23 protein-coding genes are annotated in these 26490 nt (G+C 35.3%); 9 read left to right on the top strand and 14 right to left on the bottom strand.

Annotation, left to right across the window (positions count from 1 at the left end; genetic code table 11):
• Positions 1 to 152: 152 nt before the first annotated feature.
• The 4 genes from BLS90_RS09095 to BLS90_RS09080 all read right to left on the bottom strand — a co-directional run bounded on the left by BLS90_RS09095 (position 153) and on the right by BLS90_RS09080 (position 4457).
• Complete coding sequence (locus BLS90_RS09095) at positions 153 to 1193, bottom strand: cytochrome-c peroxidase (protein ID WP_091257342.1); 1041 nt, start codon at positions 1191 to 1193, stop codon at positions 153 to 155.
• A 30-nt stretch (positions 1194 to 1223) separates the two neighbouring features.
• Positions 1224 to 2036, bottom strand: a complete 813-nt coding sequence (locus BLS90_RS09090; RefSeq protein WP_091257341.1) for an MbnP family protein — start codon at positions 2034 to 2036, stop codon at positions 1224 to 1226.
• Between the two features lie 134 nt (positions 2037 to 2170).
• Positions 2171 to 2545, bottom strand: coding sequence for a hypothetical protein (locus tag BLS90_RS09085; protein WP_245705075.1), 375 nt, complete (start codon positions 2543 to 2545; stop codon positions 2171 to 2173).
• A 97-nt stretch (positions 2546 to 2642) separates the two neighbouring features.
• A complete protein-coding gene (locus BLS90_RS09080; protein ID WP_091257339.1) occupies positions 2643 to 4457 on the bottom strand; it encodes a hypothetical protein in 1815 nt (604 codons plus the stop codon).
• Between the two features lie 233 nt (positions 4458 to 4690).
• Between BLS90_RS09080 and BLS90_RS09075 the strand changes: the two genes are divergently transcribed.
• Positions 4691 to 5155: a hypothetical protein gene (locus BLS90_RS09075; protein WP_091257338.1), complete on the top strand. Its 465-nt coding sequence runs from the start codon at positions 4691 to 4693 to the stop codon at positions 5153 to 5155.
• 63 nt (positions 5156 to 5218) lie between these two features.
• Here the strand turns inward: BLS90_RS09075 and hemL are convergent, their stop codons facing one another.
• The 5 genes from hemL to BLS90_RS09050 all read right to left on the bottom strand — a co-directional run bounded on the left by hemL (position 5219) and on the right by BLS90_RS09050 (position 11033).
• The gene (hemL, locus tag BLS90_RS09070) at positions 5219 to 6505 is read right to left on the bottom strand and encodes a glutamate-1-semialdehyde 2,1-aminomutase (protein WP_091257337.1); all 1287 of its coding nucleotides are present in this window, start codon (positions 6503 to 6505) and stop codon (positions 5219 to 5221) included.
• Between the two features lie 32 nt (positions 6506 to 6537).
• On the bottom strand, positions 6538 to 7449 hold the full coding sequence (locus tag BLS90_RS09065; RefSeq protein WP_091257336.1) for a glucosaminidase domain-containing protein: 912 nt from the start codon (positions 7447 to 7449) through the stop codon (positions 6538 to 6540).
• On the bottom strand, positions 7442 to 8326 hold the full coding sequence (locus tag BLS90_RS09060; RefSeq protein WP_245705074.1) for a 1-aminocyclopropane-1-carboxylate deaminase/D-cysteine desulfhydrase: 885 nt from the start codon (positions 8324 to 8326) through the stop codon (positions 7442 to 7444). Before BLS90_RS09060 ends, BLS90_RS09065 begins: the two co-directional genes overlap by 8 nt.
• A 99-nt stretch (positions 8327 to 8425) precedes the next feature.
• Entirely contained in the window at positions 8426 to 10258 is a 1833-nt protein-coding gene (locus tag BLS90_RS09055) for a T9SS type A sorting domain-containing protein (protein ID WP_091257334.1), read from the bottom strand.
• Between the two features lie 394 nt (positions 10259 to 10652).
• Positions 10653 to 11033: a hypothetical protein gene (locus BLS90_RS09050; protein ID WP_091257333.1), complete on the bottom strand. Its 381-nt coding sequence runs from the start codon at positions 11031 to 11033 to the stop codon at positions 10653 to 10655.
• 123 nt (positions 11034 to 11156) lie between these two features.
• Here BLS90_RS09050 and BLS90_RS16860 point away from each other — a divergent pair, with 123 nt between their 5' ends.
• The 6 genes from BLS90_RS16860 (at position 11157) to BLS90_RS09020 (ending at position 18085) form a co-directional block, all read left to right on the top strand.
• Positions 11157 to 11333, top strand: a complete 177-nt coding sequence (locus tag BLS90_RS16860) for a DUF5522 domain-containing protein (protein WP_175455457.1) — start codon at positions 11157 to 11159, stop codon at positions 11331 to 11333.
• Between the two features lie 174 nt (positions 11334 to 11507).
• Positions 11508 to 13490: a urocanate hydratase gene (locus tag BLS90_RS09045; RefSeq protein ID WP_091257332.1), complete on the top strand. Its 1983-nt coding sequence runs from the start codon at positions 11508 to 11510 to the stop codon at positions 13488 to 13490.
• 48 nt (positions 13491 to 13538) lie between these two features.
• Positions 13539 to 14075, top strand: a complete 537-nt coding sequence (locus tag BLS90_RS09040; RefSeq protein WP_091257331.1) for a DUF4136 domain-containing protein — start codon at positions 13539 to 13541, stop codon at positions 14073 to 14075.
• A 59-nt stretch (positions 14076 to 14134) separates the two neighbouring features.
• Positions 14135 to 14536, top strand: a complete 402-nt coding sequence (locus BLS90_RS09035) for a group III truncated hemoglobin (RefSeq protein WP_091257330.1) — start codon at positions 14135 to 14137, stop codon at positions 14534 to 14536.
• 61 nt (positions 14537 to 14597) lie between these two features.
• Positions 14598 to 15731 (top strand): esterase-like activity of phytase family protein, encoded by a 1134-nt coding sequence (locus BLS90_RS09030; protein ID WP_091257329.1) that lies wholly within the window; start codon positions 14598 to 14600, stop codon positions 15729 to 15731.
• 596 nt (positions 15732 to 16327) lie between these two features.
• The gene (locus BLS90_RS09020) at positions 16328 to 18085 is read left to right on the top strand and encodes an aromatic amino acid hydroxylase (protein WP_091257327.1); all 1758 of its coding nucleotides are present in this window, start codon (positions 16328 to 16330) and stop codon (positions 18083 to 18085) included.
• A 100-nt stretch (positions 18086 to 18185) separates the two neighbouring features.
• On the opposite strand, the gene BLS90_RS09015 is transcribed toward BLS90_RS09020, so the two are convergent.
• The 5 genes from BLS90_RS09015 to alaS all read right to left on the bottom strand — a co-directional run bounded on the left by BLS90_RS09015 (position 18186) and on the right by alaS (position 24685).
• On the bottom strand, positions 18186 to 18806 hold the full coding sequence (locus tag BLS90_RS09015; protein WP_091257326.1) for a DUF4230 domain-containing protein: 621 nt from the start codon (positions 18804 to 18806) through the stop codon (positions 18186 to 18188).
• A gap of 2 nt (positions 18807 to 18808) precedes the next feature.
• The gene (locus BLS90_RS09010; protein ID WP_091257325.1) at positions 18809 to 19765 is read right to left on the bottom strand and encodes a GSCFA domain-containing protein; all 957 of its coding nucleotides are present in this window, start codon (positions 19763 to 19765) and stop codon (positions 18809 to 18811) included.
• Between the two features lie 134 nt (positions 19766 to 19899).
• A complete protein-coding gene (locus BLS90_RS09005; RefSeq protein ID WP_091257324.1) occupies positions 19900 to 20757 on the bottom strand; it encodes a hypothetical protein in 858 nt (285 codons plus the stop codon).
• 135 nt (positions 20758 to 20892) lie between these two features.
• Positions 20893 to 21672: a hypothetical protein gene (locus BLS90_RS09000; RefSeq protein ID WP_091257323.1), complete on the bottom strand. Its 780-nt coding sequence runs from the start codon at positions 21670 to 21672 to the stop codon at positions 20893 to 20895.
• Between the two features lie 373 nt (positions 21673 to 22045).
• Complete coding sequence (alaS, locus tag BLS90_RS08995) at positions 22046 to 24685, bottom strand: alanine--tRNA ligase (RefSeq protein WP_091257322.1); 2640 nt, start codon at positions 24683 to 24685, stop codon at positions 22046 to 22048.
• Positions 24686 to 25026: 341 nt separating this feature from the next.
• On the opposite strand from alaS, the gene BLS90_RS08990 reads away from it, so the two are divergent.
• Together BLS90_RS08990 and BLS90_RS08985 are read left to right on the top strand one after the other, a co-directional pair.
• Positions 25027 to 26004: a M23 family metallopeptidase gene (locus tag BLS90_RS08990; RefSeq protein WP_091257321.1), complete on the top strand. Its 978-nt coding sequence runs from the start codon at positions 25027 to 25029 to the stop codon at positions 26002 to 26004.
• A gap of 99 nt (positions 26005 to 26103) precedes the next feature.
• Positions 26104 to 26436, top strand: coding sequence for a MerR family transcriptional regulator (locus tag BLS90_RS08985; protein ID WP_091257320.1), 333 nt, complete (start codon positions 26104 to 26106; stop codon positions 26434 to 26436).
• Positions 26437 to 26490 lie beyond the last annotated feature (54 nt).

The following is a 26490-nucleotide window of genomic DNA, read 5'->3' as shown; positions in this document are numbered from 1 at the left end:
GTTTTAGCCCTGATGGAAACGGAAAGCCCACAGCGGTAAAAGCTTGTTTTTCTTGTCCTGAAAAAGCGACCGGAGGAAGCTCTTTTCAGGACATAGAAAAACGGCTTTTGTAGCGAGGACTTGCAGTGTACAGCAGGAAATAGCTTCTGAAATTAATATTCAGAAAAGCGCTTGTCTGTTAGGTATTGCGTGTCTGTCAATGTTTTTAGAAAAGCAATAATTTTTGATTTGTCTGTCACTGTTAAAGGAATTCCGAGTGATCCGTTTTTACTCAAAATGGGGTCTAAAGTAGCTGAATTCACTATACCGGAATTGTAATGATCCATAACGGCTTCTAATGTGAATAAGCGTCCATCGTGCATGTAAGGCGCTGTTTTTTCTATATTTCTTAGACTTGGCACTTTGAATTTATACTTATCCTGAGGCAACTCCGTCACGCGAAAACGCCCGATATCATTGTACGCGGGATCAATAGGCAAACCGTTGTTTCTAAAAGAATTGTCCGTAAACAAATCCGTGGCGTGACAACTGGAACATTTTTGGTTAAAAATGGCATAACCGTCCTTCTCGTCTTGCGTGAGCGTTCCGCCAGATTCATTGCGGCGGTACTTGTCAAAACGGGAATTCGAGGACGTCACCATGACCATAAATTGTCCTAAGGCTTTGAGCATATTTTCGGAATTGATTTGTCCATCCGTAAAAGCAACTTTGAATAATTTCTGATACACCGGATCGCCTTTCATCATAGCAATCGCTTGAGCAAAATCGCCATTCATTTCTATAGGACTTGTGAACGGAATGATAGGCTGTAAATCCAAATGTGATGCTGCTCCATCATACATAAAAGTGGTTTGATAGGCCAAATTCTGGATTGGCGGCGTGTTTCGCGTTCCTATGGCATCATCTACTCCGTGACTCAAGGTATGTCCGTGATGCGTAAATGCATCTTCCTGAATGTGACAAAATCCGCAGGAAACAATCCCGTCCGAAGCCAATCGGCCGTCGTAGAAAAGCTTTTTCCCAAGTTCAAATCCCTTTTCGGTGGGTGGATTATTCGCCAGATCGTATGCCAAAGGCGGAAAATTTGCCGGAACTTGAAAGTTCAGAGGAACGTCCTGATAGTATTTGCTTTCATCAGTAGAACAAGACCACAGCAACGGAAAAATGAGCAATATGATATATTTTGCTTTCATTTTATATTTTTTAAAAAAGCGATCGGAGATTTAATTTCTAACCGCTTTTTGATTAAAAAATTGATCGTTGTGAACGTGATCTATTTTGAACATAGAAGAAATGTTAGTAGTAACCAAAGCCAGTTTAGCACCACCCATAACGGTTGCCGCTTCCGTAAGATTGATTTTATTAGCTCCATCTATAACTTGAGACAAATCAGTCATGATGTGAACCTGAGGTGTAATTGTAGTTCGTACCAGAGCATTTTCAGGGAAACTCAAAGTAACTTCTGTGTAATTATAATCGGTTCCAGTTTGTCCGGTATGCACTTTAAATTCTTTTGCCGTTGTTACCGTAGGAGCTGTAAAAGTACCTTCGAAGGCAACAAACTTATAACCTGCACTCCAAGACCAAATCATTCCGGCAGTTTGGGCTGTTGCCAAGAAATCTCCTTGACCCGTTGCTCCTGCTTCCCACTGCGTTTTATCGACTCCAATTCCGTATTTTACTTTAGTGTAATTTCCGGCCGGAATATTTGAAAGATTCAATAGTAATGTTGCAGGCGTCGCTTCATCTACAATAAAATAGCTTTGACTTTTTGGGTAGGTAAAAGTAGTTCCATCTTCTTTTGTCAAGACAATATTACTCACAATGTACTTCACTTTTGAAACCGCGACAACCTCAGCATTCGAATTGGTGTAGTTCGTATTGAAAGTAAAATTAGCCGATTTGTATATGTTGTCAAATTCTAATTTAAGGTTTCCGTTTCCGGTAATCATTTCATTATCATCGTCATTCGAGCAAGAAAACAAGGTAACTGAGATAGCCATTACAGCTAGTATATTTTTTAATTGAAATTTCATTTCTTAAAGTTTTTATTTTGAATATAAGTACTGTTTCGCATACCATTTTTGGATTATTATTTCCAAAAAAAGCAAACAAATTTTCATCCGTTGTTTAAAACGGATTACTAAAAGCACACTACGCGCCTAAAAATTTAAGAAATAAAAGTGGGTGGGTGAAAAACAAAAGCACTATTCAAGTGAGTATATAAATTAGAATAGTGTGGGTTTATTTTTTCTTTGGTGCCAAAAAAAACTGTTGCCATTTCGAAAGATTTGATTTCCTCAAAAATGATCACATCCAGTACAGGAGCATTTCCTTTTTTATCGGAAGAAAGAGGCTTTTCAGCCTCAGAAGCTTTGGCCAATTCTTTCATCAAATGACATTTTCCGTTGCATTGCATTTTAGGTTTATCCCTATTGATGCACAGCACTTTTGAAATGTATTCATAATTGACGACATACTCTAAAACCGGAAGAACGGGTTTTACAAGCATGATCAATACAATTATAAATATGATTTTTTTCACCGTGCAAAATTACTAAATGATTGTTTGATAAAAAATAGTTTTGAATAGAATAATCTTAAATAAAATCACTCTATTCAAAACCAAATACTTGAATGCTTTACGCCAATTTTAATTCGGGGATTTCAATCCCTAATAATTCAAGTTTATAGCAATAAAATTGACTGAAAATCTCATTTTTAGTGTTTTCGAAAAATGGAGTTGTTGAAAATAAATCTTCATAATATCCGATTCCTGAGAGCAAATTATTTTTGAACGAATTCCATTTTTTTATTTGTCCCAAAGTTATTTCTTCCGTAACCACTGAAATTTCATTTTTCAGATAATCCAAATACATTTTTAACTCCTTCACAAATAGATTTGGTCGATCAGTAACCGTCAATACAGATGCGTTTCCATAAATGTGCTGCACCATTTTAGAAAGTGAAACTTCTTGATCAAAATACGCCATATTAGGTCCTGGACAAATGATTACGCCTTGTGCCTGCCCTTTTATCTTAATGTCATTTTCAAGATACGAAGCATTGGCTAAACCCACGCAAAGACAGGCTTTCTCCGTAATACTATTTTTCTTTTTTTCGAAAATTTCAGCAGTTAAAATATCTTTTTCAAGCAGCAATTCTTCCAGTTTCAAGTCTTGGTATTTCTTGGAAGAGGTACAAATTCCTTGCGCATCGTATTCTTTGCTTAACGCCAAAAATCGTTTTGGACATGAACTTCCTGCTTTGTTTTCCTCAATTCGTTTCAATTTCAATTTTTCATTTGTCGTTCCTCGCAACGTATTGAAAGGAATTCCCAACGGCGAAATATGACTTAAATATAGATCATCTTCTTTGGCTCCAGCCAATAAATCTCTGGTGTGCTTATCAACCGAAGTAGCTTCCGGAACCAATAAAAACGGTGACCCCCAACCTACCGAGTTAACGTTGTATTCCTCCAATAAAAAATCGTGTTCTTCAGCAGTTCCTACACCGCCCTGAACGGTGATTTTTAACTCTAAAGGCTGTTCTGGAACATGCATTTCTTTTTGCCTCAATGCTTTCACCATCAACTCATTAGCGGATTGAACCAATTGCTCTTTTTTCTGTTTGAATTCTTCCAGAATTGGTCCCAACAAATAGCCTTCGGTTGCAAAAGCATGTCCGCCACAATTCAGTCCGGATTCGATTCGATATTCAGAAACCCAAAGTCCTTTTTTAGCTAAAAAATTTCCTTGAATCATCGCCGAACGAAAGTCACTTACTTTCAGAGTGATTTTCTTTTTCAATGCATTATTCGCATCCGGAAAGAAGGCCGAAAAACTTTCGAAATAGCTGTATAATCTTGGATTCATCCCCGCCGATAAAACAACCGAAGATTCTAATGTACTATTAACAAACCCGCGAAGCGCAGCATGTGCGTCATTAAAAATAATGGGTAATTGTTCGTCTTTGATGAAATTATCCTTATCCAATTTGGTCATAATATTGACATCAATATCGCCCGGATAAAGATTTTTTTCCAGATAATTTTTGATATTTTCTTTGAAAGCAAAACCGTCTTCCATTACGTTTTGCAAACCTGCTTTAATCGCAGATTTGTTGGGTAGCATGGCGATGTAATTTTCCAAAGCGGATTTACTTTCGGATAATTCCGTTTTGAAGTTTTCAAATTTTTCCTTAACGATTTTGTCTACCAAATTCAAATAAGAAGTAATGCGTTCTGCGCGGTAATCATGTATTTTTTGGGTAATTTCCTGATATGGTAAATCGAATTTCTTGCTGTAAAAAGCATTCATTTTTTCTATAAGCTCGTCATCCATAATTGAAATAACGGACGATATTCCATATTTAGCTACACGTATCGGACTATCAATAGTATAAGCAAGTCCCATCACGGGAATATGGAACGTATGAAGGGGATTATTTTCTGTCATGTTAAAAATGATTTAATAAATAAACCACAAAATTCGGGAAACTAAACCGTATAAAAACTGATAAATATCATGCTTTCAAAACTAGAATCAAGACTTATTTAAGTGCATTTTACAGAAAAAAAACAACTTCAACTTCAACTCCAATCCTAAAACCAAAACGATAAACTTTTGTTAACGATTAAACTTTTTAGTTCTATTCCTATCTTATAGCTATAAAACTTAAAACAATACACATGAAAAAATTATTTATCGTTGCATTGGTAGTTGTCGGAATGACAAGCTTTGCACAAGAAAGAAAAGCAAGACCTGAGAGAGCCAAAATAGAGCAAATGACTCCGGAGCAAAGAAACCAATTGCACTTGAAAAAGATGACTTTGGAATTAGACTTGAATGCTTCTCAACAAAAAGAAATGAGTAAAATAGTTGCAGAACAAAGCACTAAAAGAGAAGCCCGAATGGCAGAACGAAAAGCAAACAAAGATTCAGCTAAAAAACAACTTACAGCTGACGAACGTTTTGCTAAAAAAAGCCAAATGTTAGACGATCAGATTGTGATGAAAAATAAAATGAAAAAAATTCTTTCAGCAGACCAATATAAAAAATGGGATGAATTGAAAGGAAAAAACCACCACCGAATGAATCAAAAAATGGCGCATCATAACGGCAGAAAAGCAGCAAATAGGGTTGACAAAAAATAATTAATTCACATGAATGTTTCATCTTAATTCATAAAAAAAGACCCAAATTGGGTCTTTTTTTATTTAAAATGTTTTCGATACTTTGTCTACCGCTCGGATGGTAAAATCCAAATCCTCATAGGTTAGTGCATCTGTAAGAAACCAACTCTCATAAGCAGATGGTGCAATATAAATTCCCTCATTTAATAAACCATGAAAGAATTTTTTAAAGTTTTCATTATCTCCTTTAGCAGCCGATTTAAAATCGGTTACCGGATTTGAATCAAAATGAACTGAAATCATAGATCCAATTCTGTTGATTGTAAAGTCTACGTCATTTGCTCGCAAAACTTTGTCCATTCCTGCATGTAAATAAGCTGTTTTTTCCTCTAAGCTTTTAAATACAGAATGGTCATTATTTAAGGATTGTAACATTGTCAATCCTGCGGCCATAGCTAATGGATTTCCAGATAGTGTTCCTGCCTGATAAACAGGACCTAACGGAGCTAGATAATTCATAATTTCGGCACGAGCCGCAAAAGCACCTACGGGTAAACCACCGCCTATTACTTTTCCGAAGCAAACGATATCAGCATTTACATTTAGTAATTCTTGAACTCCACCTGCAGCTAACCTGAATCCTGTCATAACCTCATCAAAGATTAATAGAATATCATTATCGGTACACAATTGGCGTAAGCCTTCTAAAAAACCTGCAACTGGTGGAATACAACCCATGTTTCCAGCAACTGGTTCCACAATGATACAAGCAATTTCATTTTTATTAGCTGCGATTAAAGCCGCTACATTTTCTAAATCGTTGTATGTTGCCAGCAAAGTATCTTTGGCCGTTCCTGCAGTAACTCCCGGACTATTTGGCGAACCAAAAGTGATTGCTCCACTTCCCGCTTGGATTAAAAAAGAATCTGAATGACCGTGATAACAACCTGCAAACTTGATTATTTTATCTTTTTTGGCAAATCCACGAGCAAGCCTAACTGCGCTCATACAGGCTTCGGTACCGGAATTTACAAATCTAATTTTATCGATATTTGGAACCATCGAAACGGCTAAAGCTGCAATTTGGGTTTCCAATTCTGTTGGCATTCCAAATGAGGTTCCTAGCTTTGCTTTCTCAATCACGGCTTGTACAACTGGTTCGTAAGCATGTCCTAAAATCATTGGTCCCCAAGAATTAATATAATCAATCAAACGGTTTCCGTCTTCATCGTACAAATAGGCTCCTTTGGCACTTTTGACAAAAATAGGAGTTCCACCCACTGCTTTAAAAGCTCTTACTGGTGAATTTACACCTCCTGGTATTACTTTTTCTGCTTCAGCAAAAAGCTGACTACTTCTTTTATATAACATTTATGAATTATGAATTATCGTTATTTTTTAAGTTATTTTACTACCAATTTCTGTCCAATAGAAAGTGTATTGTCAGAGAGATTGTTTTTTTGTTTTAAATCTTCTACGCGTACTTCAAATTTTTTAGAAAGCGAATAGAGCGTATCTCCTTTTTGAACTACGTAGGAAGCCAAACTAGTCTTGACAGGATTTCTGGCTTCGATGGTGAGTTCCTCTACCAGCTGTTTTTCATTAGAAACATAATTAACATCCAAAACCTGATTGTCATATTGATATAAATTGTACCGCTCAATGTAGGAGATTAATTTATCTGGATATTTGGGGTCTGTTGCGTATCCCGCGGTTCGAAGTCCTCTGGCCCATGCTTTATAATCGTCTTTTGAAAATCCAAAAAGTTTTGCATACCTGCTTCTTCCGGTTAAAAACACAGCATGATCCTTAAACGATTCCGATGGATTATCATATTTTCTAAAACACTCTTGTGCTGCATCATCATCATGTTTGACACTATCTCCGATCCAACCTACATGACACTTTATACCAAAATGATTGTTGGCATTCATCGCTAAATCGCCTCTTCCTGCACCCGATTCTAAAATTCCTTGTGCCAATATAATACTTGCTGGGATTCCGTAATTTCGCATATTTCCCATCGCCACGTCTTTATATTGAGAAATATAAACGCGAACAATATCGTTTGTGACTACGGTTCTTGAAGTAGAAACAATTGTTTCTGTATCATTTCCTTTGGATTCCGTCTTTATTGGAATTGAGGCGCTGCTTTTTGTTCTATTTGAGTTAATTGTGTTTGTCTTTCTGACCGTTTTGACGATCTCCTTTTTTGATTTTAAAGGTGCTTTTTTTGTGGTTACAATAACTGGTTTAGTGGCAGTACAGCCTATTAAAGAAAGTAGGGTAAAAATGAGTAGGATTTTTTTAAACATAGATATCAATTGTTGGTAACTGCTTGTTTTTTAATTTAATATTCATTCCTTGAATTCCCTGAATTCCTCCAGTGTGGATCATTAAAATTTTTGATTCTGCAGGGAAATAATTTTTTTGTATCAAATCTATAACGCCAAAAACCATCTTTCCAGTATAAATAGGATCTAAAGGAATTTGGTTTTCAGCATAAAAGTGATTTATAAATAGCACTAGTTCTGCATTTATTTTTCCATATCCACCAAAATGATAGTCCGATATTAGCTCCCAATTCTCATTTTGAGCAAAATTACGAATTTCCTCTTTTAAAAAATCTCCTTTTAATGCAGGAAAACCTAAAACTTTTTGATGAGGCAAAGCACTATTAATTAATCCTGAAATGGTTCCGCCAGTCCCTATGGAACAACAAATATAATCAAAATCAGCATCTTCGTGCGTAATTATTTCCTCGCAGCCTTTGATCGCTAGCGCATTTGTTCCGCCTTCTGGAATTAGATAAAAATTGCCGAATTTATGTTTCAAATTTTCGATAAAAGACAATTCACTCTTCAATCGGTATTCTTCCCGAGAAATAAATTCCAATTGCATGCCACATTTTTGGGCAAATAACAAAGTGGGATTTTCATTGACTTTCTGTGCTAATTCTTCTCCCCTAATGATACCAATAGTTTTGAATCCTCGTTCTTTGCCTGCAAAAGCTACTGCAGCAATATGATTGGAAAAAGCACCTCCAAAAGTAAGCAAGGTTTTTTGATTCTCTGCCTTGGCTTGAAGTAAATTGTATTTGAGCTTTCTAAACTTATTTCCAGAAACAAAGGGATGAATCAAATCTTCTCTTTTGATTTGTACTGAAATAGAGTTCGGAAATAATGTTTTCAACTTTTGATTCAAAGGAATTGCTTTTGGTACAAAGGTAAAGTTTAAATATAAAAAAATGCAACCAGTTCAGATTGCATTTTTGAATTATTTTAATTCGTTTTAGTTTTTAATGATCACTTTTTTGCCAACCACTCCTTTATCTTTGGAAGCCAACTTAGCAATGTAAATCCCATCTGCTAATCCAGAAGTAGAAAATTGATACGAGGCATTAACTCCTAAATCTTTTTTGACAAAAATCAATTTACCAGCTACGTCATACAGACCAAAAGTATCAAGATCCATAAGTAAAGGGTTACTAATCATTACATTTTTAGTTGGATTATTTTGAAAAATTACAAAATTTTCTTTTGCTGCTTCATCGATACCCAAAGTACTGTTCGTTTTAAAAGTAATTTCAAACTGAGTATTATTCTCTCCCGCTGGCAAATCTAATTCATGAAAATCATTTACAATATCATAATAGGTATCTTTCACTTTGTCATGCAAATAAACCGTATTTGCGCCTGTAAAGTTGACCATTTCTTTTACTGTAATTTTGTAATTAGCTGGTTTGTCGTTCCTAAAACCAATTGCAATTTTTTTATCCATATCAAAATTTACAGCATTAATAATAAACTCTGAGCCTTCAATGACAAAGTAAACATCTGACTGGATATTATCTCCAGAGGACATCGCATCCATGGCACGGTCGATACCATCAGTTGCTTCAGGAATTAATGCCAAAGCCAATTGACGCACACCTTGATTATTCATCAAAGTATTGAATCTTATTTGCGGTGTTGGAGCCATGCTTACCGTCGCATAATCGAATCCGGACACTGCTTGTATTGCAGTCATAAAACCCGTAGCACTTTTTGTTTTTACAGTACTCATCATTTTACTTGGAGACGCAACAGGTGGCGTTTCTCTAACAAACACTCGGTATACATTTTTCATTTGTACCACTCCATTTGCAGCACCATCAATTAAAAACCCTTGCCCTATTGGCGAAAAACGTCTTTCGTAATTAGCCCCATTTACACCAGCCGTTCCTTCATTTCCAGAACCGTCATAAGAATAAAATGTCGCTGGAACATAAATTCCAGTAGTTCCTAAATTTCCCGGAGCGAACGTTCCATAACCCCCTTTATAGTCTGCAATAAAGTGCGAATTCACAGTAGGATCTTGCTCCCAAAAATAAGCAATACCAGTACAATTTGTTTCAGCCGATAGAAAAGCAGAGAGATCAATTGCAGAAGGATACGGATTGCCCGTCAAAGTAAATTGTGCAGTTGCCACTGGTATCGAAATATTACCATTGTTTGGCTTCCCTCTAAAATCGTAACGCTGTTTACTTCCCGGATTATTTTGAACTCCATTAACTGTAAATACATTAGTCCCTGACGTTCCTTTCATTGTGAATCCTTCTCCAGCATTCAGACTAGAACTATATCCCACCTGAATCCAATTAGAATATTCTGATGAAGCTGTTAATTTATTGATCCAAAAAGGAGCTATGGCTAACGGACTAGCAGTTCCATCATAGTTGTTCATAGGCAACAAAGAAGACTCTTTGAAAGTGATCAAACCGTCAATGTCCTTAAGTTGCGTCACTCCAAATGGCGAATTTCCGGCAGTTGCAATACTGCCTCCTACAGGCGAACACCAATAGTTATATTGAAAATTATTTGTTGATCCTTTTTGAAAAACAGACAAACTACCGACTCCATTATTTGCTCCAAAACTTGTTGAACCTTGCAAAAGCTGTGCGTTTTCCCTCAAATAAAAAGTACTAGTAGCGGCATTTAACGCTAAATCTTGTCCAATAAAAACCACCTCATTCCTGGCAAAAACGGAACTATTAGCGCTAACATACATTTGGGCTTCAATGGAGTTTTGAATTAAAAGTACAGTTGCTAATACCATTATTTTTTTAAGTAGTTCTCTTTCCATAATCGTGTAAATTAATAGCGTTAATGCTGATTTTTTATTTTAAATAGGATATTCCTAATAAGAACAGGACCGCTTTAAATTCTAAAAATGAATCCGGTAGGCCTAAAAATAAATGTGGTAATCCAAGTAACCGTTTTGTTTTTGATATTACAAATACAAAACCTCGTATTTTTATATAAAATTACAATAAAAAGACAATAGCAAACGTCATTAATACCGATAAAAAGTATAAACAATCGTTTAAGTACATGTTTTTTAATTTTAAATAATTATTTTCTTATAAAATTAATTTGAATAAAAATCGGAAATTGTCCAAATGCAGACTCGAAAAAAAATGATCAAAAACCACTAAAAACAAAACTTTAAATAGGGAGAGCTTTAAATAGAGTGCACTTTAGAAAAGAGGTACCAAAAGTATAAAAATAGTATTACAGCTATTTTTTTTCAGCACCACATAATCTAAAAACCGAAAGAAAGATCTTCTAACTAGATATTGATTATTCTTTTCGTTAGCATAAGCTTCTCTTTCAAAACTAATGTTTCTGTAGGCGAGATCAGCACTTTTATATTGGAACAAACGAAAAATATATTCTAATAGATACCAAATAAAGAACGGCACGATTAAAAGTTCTACTTGCTGACGAAGATGGATTTTTTCATGATTAATCAGAATAGTATCTTTTAAATCCTCCCGATATTTTAACAATACAAACGGAAATAGAGTGACACCACGATATCCTTTCGGAATTAAATATTTAGCAACAATTAGAAACATTCGCTATAAAATTTATAAATTTGTATTGATATAGGCGTATCCTTTACTAAAAAACGCAATCGTTTAAGAGATTCGGTTAATTGAAAAAGTAGGTACTACGCACACCACAGAACAATCCCAATTATGATTGAACAAAGTAAGGAAAATAAAATGACAGAAGGGGAAGATTTCTATTACACTCCGGAAGGATACAAATGTTTTACTGAAAAACACCATTTAAAACGTGGTTATTGCTGTAAAAGTGGTTGTCGCCATTGTCCTTATGGTTTTGATAAAAAAACAGGAACCAATAAAAAGTAAGCATCCTTACTAAACAAATCAACAAAAATGGATATTTGTTCCCAGAAATACCGAATCAAAATTCACAAATCCTACCACAGGTCGGATATTCGTTATCCTTAGTTGTTACATTTTTTAAGAAGTAAAAGCTTCTTTAACAAATCAACATAAAAAATAACGAATCAAGAGCTAAAAATGACTTTTCAAGAACAAATACAACAAGGAATTCCTTCGGTTTTACCCAAATCAAAACCATATGAATTAGAAATCAATCACGCACCAAAGCGCAAAGATATCCTATCAACAGCAGAAAAAAAATTAGCGTTACGCAATGCTTTACGTTATTTTGAGGCGCAACATCACGCAGAATTAGTTGGAGAATTCTCAGCAGAACTAGAAAAATACGGCCGTATTTATATGTACCGTTTTCGACCAGATTACAAAATGTTTGCGAGACCAATAGGAGAATATCCTGGAAAAAGCGAACAGGCCAAAGCCATTATGCTGATGATTCAAAACAATTTGGATTATGCTGTGGCACAACATCCGCATGAATTGATTACCTATGGAGGTAACGGAGCTGTTTTTCAAAACTGGGCACAGTATTTATTGACGATGCAATACTTATCTGAAATGACCGAGGAACAAACCTTGACCATGTATTCCGGACATCCTATGGGATTATTTCCTTCCCACAAAGAAGCGCCCAGAGTTGTCGTGACCAATGGAATGGTAATTCCTAATTATTCTAAACCGGACGATTGGGAAAAAATGAATGCATTAGGCGTTTCGCAATACGGACAAATGACCGCAGGAAGTTACATGTATATTGGTCCGCAAGGAATTGTACACGGAACTACTATTACGGTTTTGAATGGTTTCCGCAAAATAAAACGCAGCCCAAAAGGCGGCTTATTCGTCACTTCTGGTTTAGGCGGAATGAGTGGCGCACAACCTAAAGCAGGAAATATTGCGGGTTGTATTACCGTGTGTGCCGAAGTAAACCCAAAAATAACACACATTCGCCACAGTCAGGGATGGATCAATGAAGTCATTGAAAATGTGGATGAATTAGTGAAAAGAGTAGCTTTGGCGCAAGCCAATAATGAAATTGTTTCTATCGGTTATCTAGGAAACGTGGTTGATGTTTGGGAAAAATTTGACCAAGAAAACATTCGTATCGATTTAGGTTCTGATCAGACTTCTCTACATAATCCGTGGGCGGGTGGGTATTATCCAGCTGACATTTCCTTTGAAGAGGCCAATGTAATGATGGCTGAAAAACCTGATTTATTTAAAATAAAAGTTCAACAAACATTGCGCCGTCACACCACAGCAATCAATAAGCACACTGCCAAAGGAACCTATTTCTTTGATTATGGAAATGCTTTCTTACTAGAAGCTTCCCGCGCCGGCGCTGATGTAATGGCAGAAAACCAGATCGATTTCAGGTACCCAAGTTACGTTCAGGATATAATGGGCCCTATGTGTTTTGATTATGGTTTTGGTCCTTTTCGATGGGTTTGTGCTTCGGGAAAACCGGAAGATTTAGCCAAAACAGATGTAATTGCTTGTCAAGTTCTGGAAGAAATGGCAAAAACTGCTCCTGAAGAAATTCAGCAACAAATGCAGGATAACATTCACTGGATAAAAGGCGCTCAGGAAAATAAGCTTGTTGTAGGTTCACAAGCCCGCATTCTTTATGCTGATGCTGAAGGTCGTGTAAAAATTGCCGAAGCTTTTAATCAGGCTATAGCCAAAGGCGAAATAGGAATTATCGTTTTAGGTCGGGATCACCACGATGTTTCTGGCACCGATTCGCCTTACAGAGAAACCTCTAATATTTATGACGGCTCCCGTTTTACAGCAGATATGGCTATACAAAATGTCATTGGAGACAGCTTTCGAGGCGCTACCTGGGTATCTATTCACAATGGTGGTGGCGTGGGCTGGGGCGAGGTAATTAACGGTGGTTTTGGTATGGTTCTTGATGGATCTACAGAGGCTTCAAAGCGTTTAGCATCAATACTTTTCTGGGATGTCAATAATGGGATTTCTAGAAGAGGTTGGGCGAGAAATGAAGGGGCACTATTTGCTATAAAAAGAGCGATGGAGACGCAACCTTTATTGAAAGTAACCATCCCTAATATAGTTGCCGACAATTTGTTGGATTTTTAAAAATTTGAACGTATCTTTAATAACATTTAGTAATCTAATAATCAAGCCATGAAAGCAATTAAACTTTTGCCAGTACTTTTACTTTTCATAGTTGCATCTTGCGGTTCCGTAAGAGTATATTCTGATTTTGATAATAAAGTAGATTTTAGCCAATATAAAACCTACGCTTTTCACAAAAAAGGAATTGATAAAGTTGAAATTTCAGAATTAGATAAAAAAAGAATACTAAATGCCATAGATCGGGAATTAAGCAAAAAAGGAATGACCAAAAGTGAAAATCCTGATTTACTAATCAACATTCTCACTAAAGAAAGAGAGAAAATAGATGTCAATCAATTCAACATGGGTTGGGGATACGGTTGGGGTTGGGGATGGAATCCTTTCATGTGGGGAGGACAAAACACTGTGGCTTCATCCTCAACGGAAGGAACTTTATTTATAGATTTAATTGACGGTAAGAAAAAAGAATTGGTATGGCAGGGCGAAGGCATTGGATATCTGACAGAAAATAGAAAAGATAAAGAAAAACGAATCAACGAATTTGTTGCTAAAATTTTAGAGCAGTTTCCACCAAAAGCAAAATAGATTTCGACTAAAATCAAACTTAAAGCCTACCTTTGCCTAGGCTTTTTTTATACCCAATTATGACACCACAAACCGACATTACTACACTTGAAGATATCAAATTACTAGTAGATACTTTTTACTCTAAAGTTCAAAAAGACGAATTTATTGGACCTATATTCAACGAAAAAATAGGCGATCGCTGGCCGGAACATCTGGAAAAAATGTACCGCTTTTGGCAAACTATTTTACTCGAAGTACATTCCTATTCCGGAAGTCCATTTCCTCCCCACAAACAACTGCCGGTTGCCAAAGAACATTTTGATCGCTGGATGGAAATTTTCACACAAACTACGGATAGTTTATTTGTAGGTCCTTTAGCCGAAGAAGCGAAGCTACGCGCTAAAAATATGGCTGAAATGTTCCATTACAAAATTGACTATTTCCGCAATCTTGAAAAAAACCAAACAAACAATTCGTAGTTTTAAAAGTAGTTTTTTAATCTAAAACTCGTCTTTTTCGCAAACACCAACACATTACTATATGCGTAAATTATTATTTCTTGTCGTTTTACCCGCTTTTCTATTTTCTTGTTCCAATTTAAAACAAACCGCTGAAAACAAACCAACTCCAAGTTTAAAGTTAATCAGCTCGATTGAAATTCCATTTGAGAAAACATTTCAGAATACAAAAGTGGGCGGCTTATCCGGAATCGATTATGATGCAAAAAATGATTTGTATTACCTAATATGTGATGATCGATCAGTGTTTAACGAGGCTCGTTTTTATACTGCAAAAATTCGTTTGTTCGAAAATAAATTAGAAGGTATCGATTTCCAAAGTGTTAGCAGTTTAAAAAACGAAAGTGGAGAAGTTTATGGTAACTGGAATACCACACCAACTACTTCAACAGATCCTGAAGATATTCGATACAACCCAAAAACAAACACTTTGATTTGGGGCAGCGAAGGCGCGCGAGTGATTACTGGAGACAAACAAGTGTTGCAAGATCCTTCCTTGAATTTCATGGATTTAAAAGGTAATTTTCTTGGAAATGTCACCTTGCCGGAAAATTTGAAAATGCAACAATTGGAAAACGGACCCAGAAATAACGGCACTTTAGAAGGAATCACTTTTGACAAAAAGTATAAAAATATTTACACCAACATTGAAGAGCCACTTTTTGAAGATGGAGACCAAGCCAATACCCGCAAAGGCGGATTCATCCGAATCTATCAATTTGATGCCAAAACAAAAGAGAATACTGCTCAGTACGGTTATCAATTGGAAGCTATTGCTCGTGAGCCCAATCCAAAAGGAAGTTTTGCGGTCAATGGCGTTTCAGCGATTCAGTATTATGGTAAAAATCAGTTATTGGTAGTAGAGCGCTCCTACTCGACAGGAACGCAAGCCTGCACGGTAAAAGTATTTTTATGTGACTTGAAAAAAGCTACTGATGTAAAAAATCATCCTTCCCTACAAAACCAAAATTTTGAGTTGGCATCTAAAAAACTAGTTCTAAACATGGATGATTTGGGAATTTTTATTGATAATATCGAAGGGCTAACTTTTGGACCAAAATTGGTAAATGGCAATCCATCTCTCATTTTTGTATCTGATAATAATTTTTCTGATAAACAAAAAACACAGGTTTTGGTGTTTGAGTTGGTGAAGTAGTGAATTACTATTGAGCCAAAATATAACTACGAACTTGTTCTGAAGTATACGTTTTTTCCCCATCTTCGACAGATTGACTAATGGACTCTATGTGCTCTATATACTGGGATTTAGTCAAAGATTTACCTTTAGGAGTATAGGCAACAATAGGATTTTCGTTTAAAACAGCTTCTATTTGCTCTAATTACTTTAGATCTTGAACAGCTATTAGTTTTTTGATTATCTGATTTTTATATGCCTCGATATTCATAACACTTTCGTTTAATAGAGTAAAGATACAATTTTTTAACGCACAGCTGAACAGAGATTCCTTTTAACAGGAATTATGAATCCTAAGAAATAACGATACTAAACCCTTATAGAAAACTTATAAATTTGAAGAATCATAGTTCATGAATCCCAACTCCCCTAGCCCAGATTGCAATGAAAAGCTTTTTGCGAAAGCCGTTTTGATTTTTCTTGTTTATAAAAAGCGACTAAAGGAAGCTCTTTTATAAACTTTAGAAAAACCAACGGGTTTGCAAAAACTTGCAATGAAAAGCGGGAAATCGCTCCTGAAATTCGTACTTTTGCAGCAGAACTACAACGTTTTCGATATGAACTCAACTATAGAAAGCAATCCGTTATTAGACCGATTGCCAAAGCACTTACGACAATTTATTAAGCCTCAGGATTATAGCGACTACACGCCTATAAACCAAGCAGTTTGGCGTTATGTGATGCGCAAAAATGTGGCGTATTTATCAAAAGTGGCACATAGTTCCTACTTGGAAGGTTTGAAGAAAACAGGAATTGAGATTGACAAGATCCCGAGTATGTACGGTATGAATCGGATTTTAACCGAAATAGGTTGGGCTGCTGTTGCCGTGGATGGATTTATTCCACCCAATGCGTTTATGGAATTCCAAGCCTATAATGTTCTTGTGATTGCATCAGACATTCGCCAACTAGAGCATATAGAATACACGCCTGCACCAGATATCATTCACGAAGGTGCTGGTCATGCGCCTATTATTGCGAATCCGGAATATGCAGAATATTTGCGTCGTTTTGGAGAGATCGGTTGCAAAGCGATTTCTTCGCACAAAGATTACGAAATGTACGAAGCAATCCGACTGCTTTCGATTGTGAAAGAAGCCGAAGACACACCACAAGCTACGATTGAAGCTGCTGAAAAAGCGGTGGAAGATTTACAGAATAATATGGGTGAATTATCCGAAATGGCACAAATACGAAACCTACACTGGTGGACTGTGGAATACGGTTTGATTGGAACAGTGGAGAATCCAAAAATTTACGGTGCGGGTTTACTGTCTTCTATTGGTGAAAGTGCGCATTGTATGACACCTGAAGTGAAGAAAATCCCTTATGATATATCAGCTGCTACTCAAAATTTTGATATTACTAAACTCCAACCGCAGTTGTATGTTACGCCTACGTTTGCGTATTTGAATTTGGTTTTAGAGGAATTTGCCAATAAAATGGCGCTGCGCACCGGAGGTTTATCCGGAATTAACAAATTGATCGACTCGAATGCTTTAGGAACTATTGAATTGAGTACCGGTTTACAAATTTCAGGTATTTTCAGTTCGGTTATCGAGCAGGATGGCAAACCTATTTACATACAAACTACTGGTAAAACAGCTTTGGCTTACAGAGAAAAAGAATTAGTAGGACATGGCACTTTGACACACCCAGAAGGCTTTGGAAGTCCAATAGGAAAGCTAGAAGGCATCAATTTAGCCATAGAAGACATGAGTCCAAAAGACTTGAATGCCTACGACATTTTAGAATCAAAAACCGTTAAACTGGAATTTGAAGGCGGAATAACTGTTGAGGGTGAAATTGTTACCGGTTCCAGAAATTTACAAGGAGAAATTACGCTGATTCGCTTTAAAAACTGTACGATTATGCATGGCAAAACTGTTTTATTTCAGCCGGAATGGGGAATTTACGATATGGCTGTGGGCAAGAAAGTGATTTCGGCTTTTTCAGGTCCTGCTGACGTGAATAGTTTTGACTTGATTTCGCACCTTCCGTCCAGCAAAACGATTAAAGCGAAGCATTCAGCTGAGCGTGATGATTTAGAAATTTTGTACCAAACGGTTCGAAAAATAAGAGAAACCAAGGATACGGAAACTTCTTTGGCGCCACTATTTGAAAAACTAAAAACAAATCACCCTCAAGATTGGTTGCTAGCAGTTGAAGTTGTGGAACTTTTAAACGGTAGAACCGAGCCACAATTGTTGCAAGAAATAATGGTTTATCTGGATCAATTAAAAAACAAAAGACCTGAAGTAGCGCATTTGATTGCTGGAGGTTTAGACTTAATTTTTGACAAAGAGAAAGCTTAAATCTTATTTTTGTCAAATCGAGCGCAGTCGAGATTATTAGGTCTATAAATAAAGACCCCTAAAGATGGTTTCGACTGCGCTCAACCTGACAAAGAAGTCTTTATAATTTTATTTGCTTACCAAAATCCTTCTCGGTTTCAATCACTTTTCCTTCGTATTTTAAGGTCCAACCCAACTGACTGGTAGTAATTAAAAGCTTGGATAACTCACTAATTAATCTATTTTGCGCATTGGTTTTCAAAGATGATTTCTCAATTTTCTTAGCCAAATTTGCCTTCACTGATTTATTGATTTTATTGTAATCATCTCCCGTAAACGGATTCAATTTACTTTGTTCGACATCATAAAACTGAATATCAGGACTAATTTTAATTTCCTCTTTTGGAATACTCACAATCGTGATTGTTTTATTGATCGAATCAATATCGTATTTCATGAGATGCAAATCATAAGCCACCGTAACGTCAGCATTTACAACAACCAACGCTTTTTTCTCGAAAGAAAGCATATCCATCAAATATTTTTGTTGGTTTTTATAAGTAATTACCTCAGAGAAATGTCCCTCAGTAACAACGAGTTTCCCTACGTTTAGGATTTGCTGCTGAATGAGATTCGTATTGTACGTGATATCTTGTTCGTCATTTTTCTTAAAATCACAATATTTGAACAATAAAAATATTCCACCGATAACTGCTATTCCAATAAGTATTCTTCTAAGCATAATTAAAATTTCATAAATGAATATTGATTTTCCAATTTAGTGATTTTTTCTCTGACTTTGGACTGAAACTTTAAATGACTTTCAGAATTTGGGTTAAAAGGCTTGTGTGAAAGACTTTTTTGGATACTTTCTACTTCTTCCATCACATCAAAAGCAGTTTCAGAAATAGTAGTTTCCTTGAAAACTTTCCAGATATAATCGATTGCCACTTGGTTGGGATGCAGCATGTCTTCAGTATAAAAACGATAATCCCGAAGTTCATCCATGATGATTTCGTAGCTCGGGAAATAAACAGCCTTCATCTCTGAAGGAGGAAGGTTCAAAACACTATACAAAGCAGAAATCAAATTTGATTTACTTACTTGATTTTCGACAAAACCGTCTTTGATGTGACGTACCGGCGAAACCGTGAAAACAATAGTGCAATTAGGATTTACAGCATGAATTAATTTGATTGTGTTTGCAACACTTTTTTCTATTTCTTCAACAGAAAGCAATTCTTTCTTGAACTGCTTTTGTGGCACTTTATGACAATTGGCCACAATAGAATCGCTTTCTATATTTCGATAAATCCATGAAGTGCCATACGTTATGATGATATGTGTTGATTGGGCTAGTTGCTGGTTAGTTGATCTGATTAGTGTATTTAAAGATGCTAGTAAATCTTCTTTATTTGAATTACTCAAATCAGAATGCACGTCAAAACAATGCCAGCGTTCATTGTGAAAAAAAATGTCTTTTTCTGTAAATTGCTTTTTGGAAACAGCGAAATTTATCAGTTTTTCAATTGCCAAAGGATGGAATAAAATACCAAATGGATTACAACTATTTTGAAATTTAAAATAGTCCAGCTTCTCCGCCATATTTACTGCAAAACAAGAGCCTAAAGACATAATTTTCGAATTGTAGTCTATTGGACAATTAGTTTTAAGAATGGGAATTAAAGTTCTGAATTGCATTGCCTTTATGTTTACTGCAAATTTCAATAATTTTACCGAATTAAATGAGGTTTAGTTCTTTTTTCATTGGTATAAAAAAACCCTTTCAGAGTTTAAACACTGAAAGGGTTTCTTAAACCTATAATCTTAAATCCTTATTCGTAAAAGTATTGAAAAGTTACATCATGGATATTATTTCCATTATAAATATAAAACTCTTTCATCTCACTTGGATAACCATTAGCACTATAAGTATATTGATTGTATCTAGGAAAAGAGCCTGAAATATTAGATTTCAGAATGTTATTAAACCTATTCAAATGGTATCGTAATGTGGAAGCATTATAAAGAGGAGCAATCTCTTGAAACATAATTTTATTTAAACCTAAAACATCTTTCTTGGGGTTCGATTTCATATCATATTCAAAACTGCCAAAAAGAAAACTAGCATCCAAAGACTCTGATTTAACAAGATTTTTATTTGTATCAAAAGAAAATTTACCTTCCCATATTTGAGTTTCTATATTATCTCTAGAATCACTGGAATACATTTTACAACTAACCGTATTAGCATCTAATTTATTATAAACCAATCTCAAAACACCTTTAAACGTATCAAAATATTGTTCTCTGGTCGAAGAAATTAGTTCTTGGCTACTGTTGTACAAAAAATCTGTTTTAAGAACAAGCTTATCTTGATTACCAAAAATGTTTTTTACTTTGATACTAGTAATTAAATTACCACTGTAGGTGTATTCGGTTTTGTATTGATACAAAAAGCCTATATTTCCGACTACCGAAAAATCTTTTTTTGCAGTAACTTCACTAACAATTTTATTTCCATTATAAACAAAATCAGTCGTGCTGATTTCTTTTCCATCCTTACCTAATTCAACAATTTTCTTAACGAATACAGTTGATGCAGTTGCAGGTATATCAGTTTCACCACTATCACTTGAACAAGATGATAAAACTAACATCAAAACCCCTAAAAGTAAATTTATTTTTTTCATGTTATAATTTTTAATAAATTAATGGATAAAAAAACAATTTAACACTATTAATTGCATAAAAAAACTCAAATATCCCGTTCCTAAGATATTTGAGTTTTGATTTACTTCTTGTTTTATAAGTAAACATTTGTTACCCTAATAGAAATACTCTGTCTTTAAAAAACCAATATCTCCATTAGTAGCAACAGTATTTTCGGAAACCCGCTCCGTTGGGTAATTATCTAAATCGTATGTAAATGAGTTTTTGTATAAATAAGCCGATGATGTTATTTGGTCGTCTTTGGAAACACTTGTAATTACAGTACTGATTACAGTATTATTTATTGAAATTTTATCGTTTTGATTTAATAATTTTCTGAATCCCAAAATGTTAAACAATGGATTTTTCTTAGCGTCATAATCAAAACTAATGCTGTATTTTGAGTCAACACCAACAAGTGTATTGTCGTAGATTCCTTCTTCTTTTATCAAATTTTCATTGTCGAAGTATAATATTCCGTGATATTCTTTAATTTCCTCATTCCCTGAACCTAATGTGAATCTCTCGTAAGAAACTATTTTGTCTGAATTATGAATATAGTTTATTTTATAATTCCCTAAAGAAATAACACTCACTAATTTACCTTTAAGATAACTGTATTCAGTAGTTTCACGAAGCTGATTTGTTTTATTTAGCATTACCATTTTAGAAATCAAACCATCAGTGTATGTGAAATCCATACGGTCTTTACTTCCATCAATACTCACTATCTGGTTCCCATTATACGCATATAAATAAGTTTGTAAAGTGCCTTTATTGGTTGTTTCCACAACTTTTGTAATTAATTTGAAACTCTCGTCTGTATCATTTGTACACGAGGTAAGTGTAAACACAAAAAACGAAAAGAATAAAAGTAGAACTATTTTATTTTTCATAATAAATCAATCGCTTCTACCATTTAATTTTGGTACAAAAGTCTGCAAACTTAGCCAAATAGAATTTTTACTGAAAAATTCATCGTTATAATCCTTATATTTCGGTTGAACTACTCCTTTTGAAGCAAATTTCAATGCAAGATAAACATACAAAGACAAGGTTTTTGGCAAAAAAAATCCTTTCAGAACTTATGTCCTAAAAGGGTTTCTATTATAAAAAATAAATTTGTTCTACTTTACAAACTCAACTGCTTTTTCTAAAGCTTGCTGAGTTCCTGCGACATTCTTCCCGCCTGCTGTTGCAAAAAACGGTTGTCAGCCGCCACATCGTGGATCTAATAAATTTTTTCCTAAAATCAGATATGAAAAATTATTAATTCCGAATCAAAATGCTAGCAACATTATTTAATGCTTCAGTAATTCCAGCTACATTTTTTCCTTTTCCAGAAGCGAAAAAGGGCTGTCCTCCACCATTTCCATCAATATATTGTCCTAATTCTTTGATTACTTTATTTGCATTTAAACCTTTTTTCTCAACCAATTCTTTAGCAATATAACAATGAATATTTGGTAAACCATCTTCAACAGAAGCTAAAACAACAAATGAATTTGGTTTTGCGTTTCCCAATGCTTGTGTTAAATCTTTGGTTGCACTCATAGATAAATCAACACGTCTGTCTAAAACATTAACGCCGTTAATTTCATAAAATTCTAAAAGCAATTTATTTTTTAATCCATCGATTTTTTCCTTTAACAATTGCTCCATTTGTTTTTTTAACTTGGCATTTTCTTCTTGCATCGAATGAACAGCTTTCAGAATATCCTGAGGATTTTTCAAGGCTAATTTTACTTCATTTAATGTGTTTTCATACGAAGCAAAATGTGCTTTTACCGCATCACTTGTAATTGCTTCAATACGACGGATCCCCGCAGCAACTGCACCTTCAGAAACGATTTTGAAATGCCAGATTTCAGCCGTGTTTTTCACGTGGATTCCACCACATAATTCCATGCTTTCGCCAAATTTAATCGCACGAACTTCATCACCATATTTCTCTCCAAACAACGCCATCGCTCCTTCTTGAACTGCTTGCGCAAAAGGAATATTTCTTCTTTCGATTAATGGCAATTGCTGCTGGATTCTTGCATTTACAAAGTCCTCCACTTGTTGCAATTCGGTTTCCGTCATTTTAGCAAAATGCGAAAAGTCAAAACGCAAATAGTTTGGATTTACCAAGGAACCTTTTTGTTCTACGTGAGTTCCCAAAATACTTCTCAATGCTTGGTGCATCAAGTGCGTAGCCGAGTGATTTCTGGAAGATAAACTTCTCAAATCGGAATTCACTTTAGCCACAAAACCAGCGTTAACATTCTCTGGCAATTGTTTTGCAAAATGTAAAATCAGGTTATTCTCTTTTTTAGTATCGATGATTTCGATGGTTTCATTTGCAGAAACCAATGTTCCTTTATCGCCTACTTGTCCTCCACCTTCTGGATAGAATGGTGTATTGTCTAAAACGATTTGGTATAAAATCCCATCTTTTTTACTATCTACTTTACGGATGCGGGTGATTTTTACGTCACTTTCTGATTGATCGTAGCCTACAAATGATTCTACATTTCCAGGAATCAACACAGACCAGTCTTCTGTTGAAACTTCTGATGCGGCGCGGGAACGATTTTTTTGTTCTTGCATCGCAGCGTTAAAACCAGCTTCATCTAGTTCAAATCCTTTTTCTCTCAGAATTAATGCGGTCAAGTCAATTGGAAACCCAAAAGTATCGTACAGCTCGAATGCTTTTGCTCCTGCTATTATTGTTCCTTTCTCCTCTTCAATCACTTTATCTAGTAATTGCAATCCTTGGTCTAGTGTTCTCAGGAAAGAGGCTTCTTCTTCACGAATCACATTGGTAACCAATTGCTGTTGCGATTTGATTTCTGGAAAAAACTCGCCCATTTGATTTGCTAAAACGCTAACCAATTGATTGATAAAAGGTTCTTTGGTGTTCAAGAATGTAAATCCGTAACGAATTGCACGACGCAAAATTCTACGAATTACATAACCAGCGCCTGTGTTTGATGGCAATTGTCCATCGGCAATAGCAAAAGCTACGGCACGAACGTGATCAACCACTACACGAATAGCGATATTAGTTTTCTCCTCGACTGCGCTCGGAGTGACAGCATTGTCTACATATTTAAATCCTGTAATTTGTTCTACTTTTTCAATAAGTGGTGTAAAAACATCAGTATCGTAATTTGAGGTTTTTCCTTGTAATGCCATGCACAAACGTTCAAATCCCATTCCGGTATCAACGTGTTTTGCAGGTAATTTTTCTAGAGAACCATCAGCTTTACGGTTGAATTCCATAAATACATTGTTCCAAATTTCGACTACTTGCGGATGGTCATTGTTTACCAAACTTTTTCCTGAAACTAAAGCTTTTTCTTCTGCAGAACGAATGTCAACGTGAATTTCTGAACAAGGTCCGCAAGGTCCTTGATCTCCCATTTCCCAGAAATTATCTTTCTTGTTTCCAAGAATGATGCGATCTTCATCAATTAATGCTGCCCAAATATCCCAAGCTTCCTGATCAAATGGTACGTTTTCAGCGGGATTTCCTTCAAATACAGAAACGTATAAGTTTTCTTTCGGAATTTTATAGACTTCTGTCAAAAGTTCCCATGCCCAGTTGATAGCTTCTTTCTTGAAATAATCTCCAAAAGACCAATTCCCCAACATTTCAAACATGGTGTGATGATAGGTATCAAAACCTACATCTTCCAGATCGTTATGTTTACCGGAAACACGAAGACATTTTTGCGTATCGGCTATTCTATTGCTTTTTGGCGTTCCGTTCCCTAGAAAATATTCTTTAAACTGAGCCATTCCCGAATTGTTGAACATCAAGGTTGGATCGTCCTTAAGAACGATGGGAGCTGAAGGAACGATTAAGTGTCCTTTTGATGCGAAAAATTCCAGAAATTGCTTGCGTACGTCTTGTGATGTCATTGATTTAATTTAAATATTTAAAGATTAAAAAATTTAAAGATTATTTAGAATTGAATTTTTCAATCTTTTAATCATTAAATCTTTTAATTTCTTTTGCCCCAGATAGCAGTGAAAAGCTTCGAGATTTATACATCTATTTTTTCTTGAGGTGGCAGAGCGACTAGAGGAAGCTCCTGCTGGCTCATTAGAAAAAAAGATTGATAAACGAGAACTTGTAACGAATAGCTGGAATAGGCACATTATTTTATTTATTCCTGAAAAAAGGGTGTAACAAATGAAACATTTCTTAAATTTGTTCGTCTAACCTTTTTACAGTGTGCAAAAATAGGGTATTTTAAAATATGTCGAAAGTAAAATATTATTACGATTCCGAAAATCTAGCCTATAGAAAAATAAAAACACGAAAAAGAATAAAATTTGGTGTTATTATCTTGTTTTTATTGGCATCAGCGTTGTTTGGTTTTTTGAGTTTTGTAGTTTTACTAAATACTCCTTATTTTGAAACGCCAAAAGACCGTTTGCAAGCGCGTGAAATTGAGAATTTGAAATTGAACTATGCGCTGCTGAACAAAAAAATGGATCAGGTAAATGGGGTTATAGAAGCTATTGAGGATAGGGATAATAATTTGTATCGCGTGTATTTTAACAAATCAGCAATTCCAGATTCTATTCGGAAAGCAGGATTACCAGGCAAAAACAGGTATCAATTATTAGAAGGATATGACAATTCACAGTTGGTAATCAATACCACAAAAAGGATTGATGTCCTTGGTAAGGAATTAGCGGTTCAGTCCAAATCATTGGATGTGATTTTGAAATTGGCAGAAGCTAAAAGTGATTTTTTGTCAGCCATCCCTGCCATTCAGCCAGTACAAAATGAAAATTTAAAACAAATGGCATCTGGTTTTGGATACCGAACGGATCCTTTTACAAAAGCAAGGAAAATGCATGAAGGCATGGATTTTACGGCAAAAACAGGAACGCCCATTTACGCTACGGGTGACGGAGTGGTAGCAAAAGCAGACAATACGGCTTCCGGATATGGAAATCATATTGTGATTCGGCATGGATTTGGATATGAAACTTTATACGCACATTTGAGCAAATATAAAGCACGAGCAGGACAACGAGTAAAACGAGGTGATGTTATTGGTTATGTAGGAAGCACAGGAAGATCAGAAGCTCCGCATTTGCATTATGAAGTTCATAAGGATAAAAGAGTGGTAAATCCACTTAATTTTTATTACGGAAATATTTCGGCAGTGGAATATGTTGTTATCGCGCAACTGGCAAATAAGGAGAATCAATCACTGGATTAAGTTTGTGAGAATTGAGAAGTTAGTGGGTTAAAAAGACAAATACTTGCTATCAATTAAATATCAAAATAAAAAAACAATAGTTAGAACAACACATAAAATATGCACATTGAACTTTCTAAAGATAAAAGATATTACAGCATTGGCGAAGTAGCCAAAGCATTTGACGTAAATGCATCGCTGATTCGTTTTTGGGATAATGAATTTGATATCCTAAAACCAAAAAAGAATGCGAAAGGCAATCGAATGTTTACTCCCGAGGATATCACTAATTTACAATTGATTTATCACTTAGTCAAAGAAAGAGGTTTTACGCTAGAAGGTGCCAAAATCCATTTGAAAGAAGGACAAAAGAAAACCTTGGATAAGTTTGATATTATTCGAAAATTAGAAACAATACGCACACAATTAACAACTATTAAAAACGAACTGTAGTCAGCACGACTACTTCCCAATTAAAAAATTTTAAACAATTAAACACTAAACATT

Origin of the sequence: Flavobacterium omnivorum (assembly GCF_900099915.1) — a bacterium.
Taxonomy (GTDB): domain Bacteria; phylum Bacteroidota; class Bacteroidia; order Flavobacteriales; family Flavobacteriaceae; genus Flavobacterium; species Flavobacterium omnivorum.
This window is presented reverse-complemented; position numbering and strand designations above follow the sequence as displayed.